This is a genomic window from Pelagicoccus sp. SDUM812005 (genome assembly GCF_031127875.1).
In the GTDB taxonomy this organism is placed as follows: Bacteria; Verrucomicrobiota; Verrucomicrobiia; order Opitutales; family Opitutaceae; genus Pelagicoccus.
The window spans coordinates 241130-250977 of record NZ_JARXIA010000005.1 but is presented as its reverse complement, the minus strand read 5'-3'; the positions used below and the strand labels follow the sequence as shown (position 1 = coordinate 250977).

The following is a 9848-nucleotide window of genomic DNA, read 5'->3' as shown; positions in this document are numbered from 1 at the left end:
TGCGAACTGGAACGAATAGTCTGGTAGCCTTCGCCGCGCTCGCTTTTTTGGGTGGGCTATGGAGTCACTGCTTGGTCCCGAAAAGGTTTACAGTCGCGCGAGGCTTGTGCTGCCGGCGCTTGCCGTGATGGCGACGCTGGTGGTGAGCTCGCACTTTTCCGGCCAGCCGGCGGCTCCGGATGTGGTGGGCTTCGACAAGGTGGCCCATTTTTTCGTTTTCGGGCTTTTGGGGACCTTGCTGTTCCGTGCGGTGCGGATGGAATTTAGGAGCCATGGGCGTTGGATGGTGGCCTACGCTGCGGTGCTGGCCTATGCGGGCGCGGACGAGGTGCTGCAGTATTTCAACCCTGAGCGCAGTTTCGACCCGTGGGACTGGGTGGCGGATGGGACGGGGTCCTTGCTGGCCATCATGCTCTATCGCGGTTGGCCCTGGTATCGGAAGTTGCTGGAGTATAAATTCTCTCCACGGCTTGCCAAGTAGGGGACGCTCTCCTGTAATTTTCGGCCTTATGAGCAAGGCCTCCGATCTGAAGAAAATCGAACAACTCCGCGCGGAAGTGCGTCGCCACGACGAGCTCTACTATCGTCAGGCGACCCAGGAAATCAGCGATTTCGAATACGATGCCCTGAAGCGGGAGCTGGCCGAGCTGGAGGCGGCGAATCCGGAGTTGCCCTTGCATGCGTCGCCGACGACGGCGGTGGGGGACGATCGGGTTGAAGGTTTCGCTTCCTATCGCCACTTGTTGCCCATGCAGAGCTTGGACAATACGTATTCAGAAGATGAATTCGTAGCGTTCGTGGCTCGGGTGGAGAAGGGGCTGGAGATCGAAACGGCCCGTTTTACGGTGGAGCCGAAGATCGATGGCGTGGCGGTGAGCGTGACTTACGAAAAGGGGGAGCTGGTACGCGCGGTGACGCGGGGCAACGGGATCGAAGGCGACGACGTGACGGCCAATGTCCGCTTCATCAAGAGCCTGCCCGAACGCTTGTCCGGCACGGTGATTCCCGACCTGATCGAAATTCGGGGCGAGATCTTCATGCAAGTGGAGGAGTTTGAGCGGCTGAACGCGGAGCGGCGGGAGGCCGGGTTGGAGCTGTTCAAGAATCCCCGCAACTTGGCGGCGGGAACGGTGAAGATGCTGGACCGCGCGGAGGTCGCCAAGCGACAGCTCGACATCGTGCTCTATGGCTTGGGCGAGTGCCGGCCTGCGGTCGTGTCGTCGCAATGCGAATACCGCAAGCAGCTGGAAGCCTGGGGTTTGCCTATCGTGGAGAAGTTCTGGGTGGTGCAAGGCGCGGAGGCGGCTTGGGCGGCAGTGGAGGAGCTGGACGAGATCCGGCATGGCTTTGCCTTTCCCACGGATGGTGCGGTAGTGAAGCTGGATAGCTTTCGGCAGCAGGATGCTTTGGGGGCGACCTCGAAGGCTCCGCGTTGGGCGATCGCGGTGAAGTTCGCTGCGGAGCAGGCGGAGACGATTCTGGATCGGATCACGATCCAAGTCGGGCGCACGGGTTCGCTCACTCCGGTAGCGGAGCTGCTGCCGGTGCAGCTGGCGGGGACGACCGTATCCAGAGCGACCTTACACAATCAGGAGGAGATGGCTCGCAAGGACGTGCGGGTGGGCGACACGGTTGTGGTGGAGAAGGCCGGCGAAATTATTCCTGCGGTGGTCCGTGTGGTGCTGGAGAAGCGTCCGGAGGGCAGCGTGCCTTTTGTTTTTCCCAGCCAATGTCCAGCCTGCGGTACGGAGGTGAGCAAGATCGAAGGGGAAGTGGCGGTTCGCTGCTTAAATATCGAATGCCCGGACCAAGTGCGCGGTCGTTTGGAGCATTACGCGTCGCGGCAGTGCTTGGATATCGAAGGGCTTGGCGAGGCGGTGATCGACCAATTGGTGGCAAAGGGGTCTGTATCCAATATCGCTGACATTTATCGTTTGGACTACGAGCAGCTGGTGGCTCTCGACAAGTTCGCCGAAAAGTCAGCCCGCAATTTGCTGGCTGCGATCGAAGCGAGCAAAGGGGTGGAGCTCTGGCGCTTGTTGCATGGGCTGGGCATCCCGCAGGTGGGGGCCGCGGCGGCTAAGGACTTGGCCAAGGCTTTTGGCGGAGTGCCGCAGCTCAAGGAGGCCAGCTTGGAACAATTGGTCGAAGTCGACGGGATCGGCGAGAAGACCGCGAGCGGAATTATCGCTTACTTTGCCGACGAAAAGAACGCGGCGATCGTGGAGGAGCTATTCGCGCTGGGAATGAATCCGGAGGCGCCGGAGATGCTGAGCGAGGAGGAGGCCATCTTCGCGGGGAAGACTTTTGTTATTACGGGAACCCTGCCGACCTTGAAGCGCAACGAGGCGAAGGCGTTGGTGGAGAGCAAGGGAGGCAAGGTCGCGGGGAGCGTGAGCAAGAAGACGGATTTCTTGGTGGCGGGCGAAGCGGCTGGCTCGAAATTGACCAAGGCGGAGTCGCTCGGGGTGGAGATCATCGACGAGGCGAAGCTGCTGGAGATGGTGGGAAGCTAGTCTCGGGCGAGGCTTTCCGGAAGCAGAATGCTTGACTGAATATTCTAGGGGGAGAATGCTGTATCCAATGGACTGCGTTTCGTTTTACAAGTGTTTGGCTGAGGAATCTCGGCTGCGGATTCTTAACCTCTTGAGGCAGGGTCCCTTGTGCGTGTGTCACGTGCAGGAGGCGCTGGAGATGCCGCAGTCCAAGGTTTCCAAGCAGCTCTCGTACTTGAAGAAGCATGGTTTGCTGGAGTCGCGCCGCTACAACAACTGGACGATCTATGAGATCGCAGCGGCGGACAATGCGCTATTCGCTGCGAATATGAGGGAGTTGGAGGCTATCTTCTCGGAGGGGGAGTATGCGGCCGACCTGCAGCGTCTTAGCAAATTGGATACGAGCATTGCCTGCGTTCCGCGCGAAGCGGGCTGCTGCGATGGCGCCTGCGATTGAGGGGAGCGGCTGGGCTCTAGTCTTCGACGATTTTCTTGCGGCCGAAGAGCATGATTTCGGCGGATTCGGCGCCGAGTAGGGCTTGAGCGCGCTTGAGGGCGTTTCGGGTGCTCAAGGTGACGTTGTCAGGGGTGAATTCCATGAGGTTTTCCTTGCCGAGGATTTCGCTGACTCCGGTGTTGTTGAGCACTCGCATGATCTCGGGCATGGCGCCGCTGACAACGACTTCCACGCCGCGGCTGCGGGCTTGCTTGACGAAGTCCCCGATGGCCAGGGCACCGGTGGCGTCGAGGTGGCGGGCATTCTTGAGTCGCAGGATGATGACCTTGATTTCCGGGATGACTACGAGATGGCGTAGTTGCTCTTCGAATACGTCGGTAGATCCGAAGAACAAATCGCCCTCCACGTGCATGATAGAAATGGCCGCCTTTTCGGTGTCGCCCTGTTTTTCGGTGAGTTCGCCTCGTTCGTTGAAGCCGTATTCCACGAGGTCGGGAGTAGAGGCCTTCTTGAGGAAGAGCAGTACGGAGACGGCTACGCCTGCGTAGATGGCGGTATCGAGCGGGAAGACCAGACCGGCGAAAAAGGTGATGAGGAAGGTGGTGCAGTCGGACTTGGTAGCTTTGACGAGGGCCTTGATGGTGGCGGGGCGGATGAGCGAAACGCCCACGAGGATGACGAGGGCGGCGAGGGCGGCCTTCGGGATGTAGCCGATGACGGGGCCGAGGAGCAGGGCTCCGACGACGAGGATGGCCCCGCTGGTCATGGAGGAGATGGGGGACTTGGCTCCGCTGGCGTAGTTGAGGCTGGAGCGTGTCAGAGATCCGGATACAGGCATGCCGGATCCGAAGGCATTGACCGTATCCGCCACGCCCATGCTGATCATTTGCTGGCGGATGTCGACGGTGTCGCCCGCTTGGGAGGCGAGAGCCTTGGCAATGGAGGCGCTTTCCAGCAGGGAGAGAAAGGCGATGGCGAAGGCGACGCCGAGCAGGTCGTGCATTTGGTCCCAGTCGAAGCGTGGGATGCTGATGGGCCAGCTGCCCACGGGCACGGAGTCGAGGGAGGGGAAGCTGAGGCCGAAGCGGGGCAGGAACCAGGCGGCACCGGCGGCGAGGGCCAGGGTGACGGCGACGTAGGGGACGGCTGTGAACCAGCGCTTGAAGGCGAGGGCGAGGAGGATGGTGCCGAGGGAGAGTCCGAGGGAGGCCGGCGAGAAGGAGCCGATGTGGGTAACGGTTACGATGAGGGAGTCTAGGAAGGTGGCGGCTCGGGGGGCCTCGATGCCGAGGGCGGGCTTGAGCTGGTTGACGATGATGAGCAGGGCGGCGGCGCTGACGTAGCCGGTGACGACGGATCGGGAGACGTAGCGGATGACGATGTCGGCCCGGGCGATGGCGCCTGCGATCATGATGGCGCCGATCATGAGCAGGAGCAGCGGCATGGCGGCGATGCGCTGCGCTTCGGGCCAGTCGAGGGAGAGGAAGCCGCTGAGCAGGAGGACGGCGCTGGCGTTGGTGGGGCCCAGCATGAGGAAGCGGGAGCTTCCGAGGAGGGGGCCGACGAGGGAGCCGAGGGCGCTGGAGTAGATTCCGAAATTGACCGGTAGGCCAGCGATCATGGCGTAGGCCATGCCTTGGGGAAAGTCGAGCAGGGCTACGTTGGCTCCTGCTTTGGTGTCTGAGACTAGGTCCTTCTTGCGGTATCCTTTAAGGAACTTGAAAAGGGGAAGGGTGAATTTTCGCGGCTTGCTTGATTTCACGGCGGTTTAGACGTCCGTTGCGAGCAACGGACGATCTTCCACCGGAGTCAAAGGATTCCTTAACGGACCTTGCATTAGATCCGTTAATTCTGATCGATTTTTGGGGTGGCCCTTACTTCTCCAGCAGGCCGGCCGCGTAGGCTTCGAAGACGAGCTTGATCTCGTCTCGGATGCGGCGGAAGGCGTCGACGAGCTCTTCGCCGTCGCGTTGGGCGTGGGGGGGATCTTCGAAGCCCCAGTGGTAGCGATTGACCTGGCCCGGGAAGGTGGGGCAGGCTTGGTCTGCGTTGCCGCAAACGGTAATGACGGTGTCGATGCCGGCGTCCAGGAACTGGTCGAGGTGCTTGGAGGTGTGGCCGGAGACGTCGATGCCGATTTCCTTCATTACTTCGATGGCTTGCGGGTGCACGTAGCCGGATGGCTTGGCTCCCGCGGAGAAGACTTGATGGGCGTCGCCGAGAGCGTTTCTGAGGATGCCTTCGGCCATGTGGCTGCGGCAGGAGTTTCCGGTGCAGAGGATGAGGATCTTTTTCATTGAGTAAGCTTTTTTGACGTTTGCTCGTGGAAAGGGGGAGCTACGCGGTCCAGGGGGTGAGGGCGTAGCGGGAGGCGTGTTGCTGGGCAACTTCTTGGATGTAGTTTTTTTCGTGCTGGGCCTTGGCGAGGAGCTTGGGATCGCTGGTATCCTTGGCGTCGATACATTGGTTGAGGATCCAGGCGTGCGGTTCGATGCCGGCTCGTCGCAGGTCGCTCTGGAGCTGGGCCGCTTCGTGTACGGGGGTGGCTTCGGGGAGGGCCACGATGAGGGTTTTGGTGTACTCCGGGTTGCGCAGGCGAGGGAGGAGGTGTTGCACGGCTTCCGGCAGGGCGGAGGCGTTCTTGAGCACCTCGCGGTGGTAAGCTTCGGTGGCGTCGAGCAGCAGCAAGGTGTGCCCGGTGGGGGCGGTGTCGAGGACTACGAACTGGTCCTGGCCCTTGGCCACTTCGTGGGCGAAGGCGGTGAAGACCGCGATTTCTTCGGTGCAGGGCGAGCTGAGCTCCTCTTCGAGCAAGGCGCGGGCGGCTGCGTCGAGATCCTTGCCGGTGGTAGCGAGTACGGTTTCGACGTGTTGGCGAGTGACTTCCTTGGGATCGATGGAGCTGACGGAGAGCGGGAGGCCTGCTTCGGCTGCGAGGTCCGAAACGTGGTTGGCGGGATCGGTAGTGGTGAGGAGCGTTTTCTTTCCGCGTTGGGCCAGCTCGAGGGCGATGCGTTTGGCGAGGGTGGTTTTTCCGACGCCGCCTTTGCCCATGGTCATGATGACGCCGCGTCCGGAGGCGGCGATTTCTTCGATGAGATCGTCGAGCTGCGGATGGCTCTGGTGGGAGGTGGGGGCGGTGGGAACGGGGGAGTCGTCTTCGCTATTTGAATACAGGGAGCGAAGGTGGTCGAGTCCGGTGAGTCCGCTGACGCGGTAGGGAGATTGGAAGGTCGGCAGGGCGGAGAGCGAAGCAGGGATCTTTTGTAAGGCGTCCTGGGCGCGGCGCTCGATGGCTTGGGCAAGGGGGTCGCCGCTGGCGCTGGCGTAGAAGACGGCGTTGAGGATGAGGGATTGCTTGGCAATTCCGATGGCTGAGAGTTCGGCGCGGGCGCGTTCGGCTTCTTGTAGGGAAGGCGTGTCGGCGCGGGAGACGAGGACGAGGGTGGTTTGGCTGGAGTCCTGCAAGGCGGCGAGGGCTCGCTCGTAGACGTCGCGTTGGTCGGCGAGGCCGGAGAGGGGGCCGAGGCAGGTGGAGCCGGATTTGTTTTCCGCAATGAAGTCGGTCCAGGCGGCGGGGAGGGCGAGGAGACGAAGGGTGTGCCCGGTGGGAGCGGTGTCTAGGATGATGTGGTCGTACCGGGAAACCGACTCGGGATTTCCGAGCAGGCTGGAGAATTCGTTGAAGCTGGCGATTTCCGTGGTGCAGGCTCCGGAAAGCTGCTCCTCGATGTTTTTCACGGTGGCCTCCGGCAGGATGCCGCGGATGGGGCCGACGATGCGCTCGCGATAGTCGCGGGCGGCGGCTTCGGGGTCGATGTTGAGGGCGTCGAGCTTGCTTTCGAGGCCTTTGACGGGAGAGGGCGTGTTGGTAAGCTCGGTGCTGAGGACTTCGTCGAGGTTGGAGGCGGGGTCGGTGCTGACGAGCAGGACGGACTTGCCGGCATCGGCGAGGGCTACGGCGGTGGCGCAGGCGAGGGAGGTCTTTCCGACGCCGCCTTTTCCGGTGAAGAAGAGGAAGCGGGTGGCTTGCTCAAGGAAGTGGGCGACTGGGCGGGCGGCTAGGGTGGTGCTCATGTTTGGAGAGTGGATGATGGTTTGCGGGTGGCGGGTTCGTTGGCTGCTAGGTAGCCGGTCCGCTTCGAGATTGGGTTCGAGGCGGGGTGGGACGCGATGGTCGAGCGGCTGAGTTTTAGCAGCAGCCGGAGGAAGGATCGCAGCAGGAGCTTGACTTAACGGTGGCCTTGGGAGCGTCGACCTTGCTGAAGGCGATGGGCTGCTTGGCTGCGGGGGCGAGCGCTTGCTCGAGCTGGGCAGCGGTGGGGTAGGCGCCGCGGAATTGGAGGGCGCCGTCGATGAATACGAGGGGCAGGGCGGAGTCGCCCTGCGTTTCGAGGATACTTTTGACGGCGGCGTTTTGGGCGAAGGCGAGCGGCTCCTGAGCTAGGTTGTGTCGGCTGACCGCGACGCCTTGGGCCTTGAGCTTCTCGAGGGTGGAGGCGAAGGCGGTAAGGTCGGAGTCGGGCGTGGGGCCGCAAACTCCGGTCGAGCAGCAAAGGGCGGGATCGTAGATCTCTACAGTATTCATGTTGGGGAATATGTTGCCTTCTCGTCCGGAAGGTCAAGAGGTATATTCACTTTTGGGAATACTTGTTGGTGTTTGATCCAGCGATGCGGTCGCGGGCTAAGGCGCCGCGCTGCTTTTTCGGCTAGAGGCCGGCGGGGCCTTGCATCTGGCGTTGGAGCTCGAGCTGGAAGGCTTCGATGTCTTCGGGGCTCGGCTGGTAGCCTTCTTGGGCGCAGTCGAGGCCGAGGCGTCCGTAGGGGTCGACGGTCCAGTTGGCGCTGACGCCGTCGCTGAAGGTGACGCTGCCGCTGAGGGCGGCGCCGGGGCGCTTGATCTTGTCCATTTCGACGGATACGGATCCGTCGCCGCCGACGAGTTCTGCTTCGGCGGGTTGGGCTTCGAGGGAATCGGCGTCGGCCTCTGCGTCTGGCTCGGGCTCGGGTGGCGGGGCGAGGTCGAGGTTGAGATCGTCCATGAGGAAGCGGACTTCCATGTAGGTCATGGGAATTTTATAGTCGTCGACGATGAGGCGCTGGATATCGGCGATGCTGGCTCCATCGGCGAGTTGTTGTGCGATTTGGCTCTTTTGCTCGTTTGAAAGGGACATTTGTTGGGAGAGTGAAGGGCGATTGGCGAAAAGGGAAAGGAAGAAATTGTAGAAAGAAAAAACGCCTCCGCGGGGGGGCGGAGGCGTTTTCGGACCAAGGGTTTGGTAAGGGAAAGTTTATTTGGAGAGGATGTTCTTCAAATACTCGACGGAGTGGCGCACGGAGTCGTCTTGCTCGACGAGGTTGTCGACCTGCTTGCAGGCGTGGATGACGGTGCCGTGGTCGCGGCCGCCGAAGGCTTCGCCGACTTCCTGGAGGGAGTGCTTGGTGAGCTCGCGGCTGAGGTACATGGCGATCTGGCGTGGCACGGCGATGTGGGCCGGGCGGCGGCGGGAAAGCATGTCGGAGTGGCGGAGCTCGAAGTACTCGGCGACTTTCTTCTGGATGGTGTCGATGTTGAGCTGCTGCTTGGCAGCTTCCATGAGCACGTCGGAGAGGAGTTGCTCGCAAGTCGCGATGTTGAGCGGCTTGTTGGTGAGCGAGGAGTAGCTGCAGACCTTGATGAGGGCGCCTTCGAGGCGGCGGATGTTCTTGGCGATATGCTTGGCGATGAAGTTCACGACTTCGTCGGAGATATCGTAGTTATGCTGCAGGGCCTTCTTGCGGAGGATGGCGACGCGGGTTTCGAAGTCGGGGGCTTGGATGTCGGTGACGAGTCCCCACTGGAAGCGGGAGACGAGTCGTGACTCGAGCTTGGCGATTTCGTTGGCCGGGCGGTCGCTGGAGAGGAAGATCTGCTTTTGCGACTCGAAGAGGTCGTTGAAGGTGTGGAAGAACTCTTCCTGGATACGTTCCTTGCCGCTGAGGAACTGGACGTCGTCGATGAGGAGGACGTCGACGCTGCGGTAGCGTTGGCGGAATTTGGTGAGGGTGTTTTCCTGGATGGCGGAGATGAACTCGTTGGTGAACTTCTCGGAAGAGAGGTAGACCACGCGGGCGTCGGGCCGGTTTTGCAGGATGTGGTGCCCCACGGCGTGCATGAGGTGGGTCTTGCCCAGACCGGTTTCGCCGTAGAGGAAGAGTGGGTTGTAGGCTCCGGCTGGGGCGTGGGCGACCGCGATGGAGGCGGCGTGGGCCAGCTGGGAGTTGGAGCCGATGACGAAGTTCTCGAAGGTGTTGCGCGGATTGAGGTTCGCCTCGCCGGTTTTCTTGGCGGTGTTGACGCGGGGACGCGGCGTTTCGGTGACGAGACGTTCGCGGGCTGGGGCGGCTTCGGCCTTGGCGGCTTCTTCCTTGACGGAGCGATCGTTGGAGATGGTTACGGACACGGGGCGCCCGAGCTCGGCCTGGAAGGACTTGGCGATGAGGTCCAAGTAGTTGTCGTTGATCCAGTAGGCGGTGAAGGCGTTCTGGACGCCGAGCACGACGTTTTCACCGTTTACCTCGAGGCATTCGAGGTCGGTGAACCAACTTTGGAAGATGTCGTTCGGGAGGACGTGGGAAAGTTCGGTTCTGACTTTTTCCCAGAGGAGATTCTGCTCAGTGAGCTGTGGCATGGGTTTACGTTAAAGCAGGCGGTTATTCACAGGTGTGTTGAGGAATGGAGTCGGTGGGATGTTCTAACGTAATTTCTGCCGGTTTTAGCGAAGCTTTGGGAATAAAAAAGACTGAGTGGGAGGCGTAAGAAAAAGAGTGGTCGCTAAAATGTTGAATACCAGCTCTTTAAGGGAGCTGGTTTTGTTAAAGGCTATTAATCAGAGGCTTAGAGCAACCGCCGCTCC

9 protein-coding genes are annotated in these 9848 nt (G+C 61.2%); 3 read left to right on the top strand and 6 right to left on the bottom strand.

Going from position 1 to position 9848, the window contains the following annotated elements; translation table 11 throughout:
• Window positions 1-106: 106 nt before the first annotated feature.
• The 3 genes from QEH57_RS08510 to QEH57_RS08500 are packed head-to-tail and all read left to right on the top strand — an operon-like array spanning window position 107 to window position 2952.
• On the top strand, window positions 107-481 hold the full coding sequence (locus tag QEH57_RS08510) for a VanZ family protein (RefSeq protein WP_309006291.1): 375 nt from the start codon (window positions 107-109) through the stop codon (window positions 479-481).
• A 28-nt stretch (window positions 482-509) separates the two neighbouring features.
• Window positions 510-2516 (top strand): NAD-dependent DNA ligase LigA, encoded by a 2007-nt coding sequence (ligA, locus tag QEH57_RS08505; protein ID WP_309006290.1) that lies wholly within the window; start codon window positions 510-512, stop codon window positions 2514-2516.
• 55 nt (window positions 2517-2571) lie between these two features.
• A complete protein-coding gene (locus QEH57_RS08500; protein ID WP_309006289.1) occupies window positions 2572-2952 on the top strand; it encodes a metalloregulator ArsR/SmtB family transcription factor in 381 nt (126 codons plus the stop codon).
• Between the two features lie 16 nt (window positions 2953-2968).
• Here the strand turns inward: QEH57_RS08500 and QEH57_RS08495 are convergent, their stop codons facing one another.
• The 6 genes from QEH57_RS08495 to dnaA form a co-directional block, all read right to left on the bottom strand.
• A complete protein-coding gene (locus tag QEH57_RS08495) occupies window positions 2969-4714 on the bottom strand; it encodes a SulP family inorganic anion transporter (RefSeq protein WP_309006288.1) in 1746 nt (581 codons plus the stop codon).
• A gap of 112 nt (window positions 4715-4826) precedes the next feature.
• On the bottom strand, window positions 4827-5249 hold the full coding sequence (locus QEH57_RS08490) for an arsenate reductase ArsC (RefSeq protein WP_309006287.1): 423 nt from the start codon (window positions 5247-5249) through the stop codon (window positions 4827-4829).
• Window positions 5250-5289: 40 nt separating this feature from the next.
• Window positions 5290-7029, bottom strand: a complete 1740-nt coding sequence (arsA, locus tag QEH57_RS08485; RefSeq protein ID WP_309006286.1) for an arsenical pump-driving ATPase — start codon at window positions 7027-7029, stop codon at window positions 5290-5292.
• 115 nt (window positions 7030-7144) lie between these two features.
• Window positions 7145-7540 carry an arsenite efflux transporter metallochaperone ArsD gene (gene arsD / locus QEH57_RS08480; protein WP_309006285.1) on the bottom strand — a complete coding sequence of 132 codons (396 nt, stop codon included), beginning with the start codon at window positions 7538-7540 and terminating at the stop codon, window positions 7145-7147.
• Window positions 7541-7661: 121 nt separating this feature from the next.
• Window positions 7662-8126: a hypothetical protein gene (locus QEH57_RS08475; RefSeq protein ID WP_309006284.1), complete on the bottom strand. Its 465-nt coding sequence runs from the start codon at window positions 8124-8126 to the stop codon at window positions 7662-7664.
• Between the two features lie 117 nt (window positions 8127-8243).
• On the bottom strand, window positions 8244-9623 hold the full coding sequence (gene dnaA / locus QEH57_RS08470) for a chromosomal replication initiator protein DnaA (RefSeq protein ID WP_309006283.1): 1380 nt from the start codon (window positions 9621-9623) through the stop codon (window positions 8244-8246).
• Between the last annotated feature and the right edge of the window lie 225 nt (window positions 9624-9848).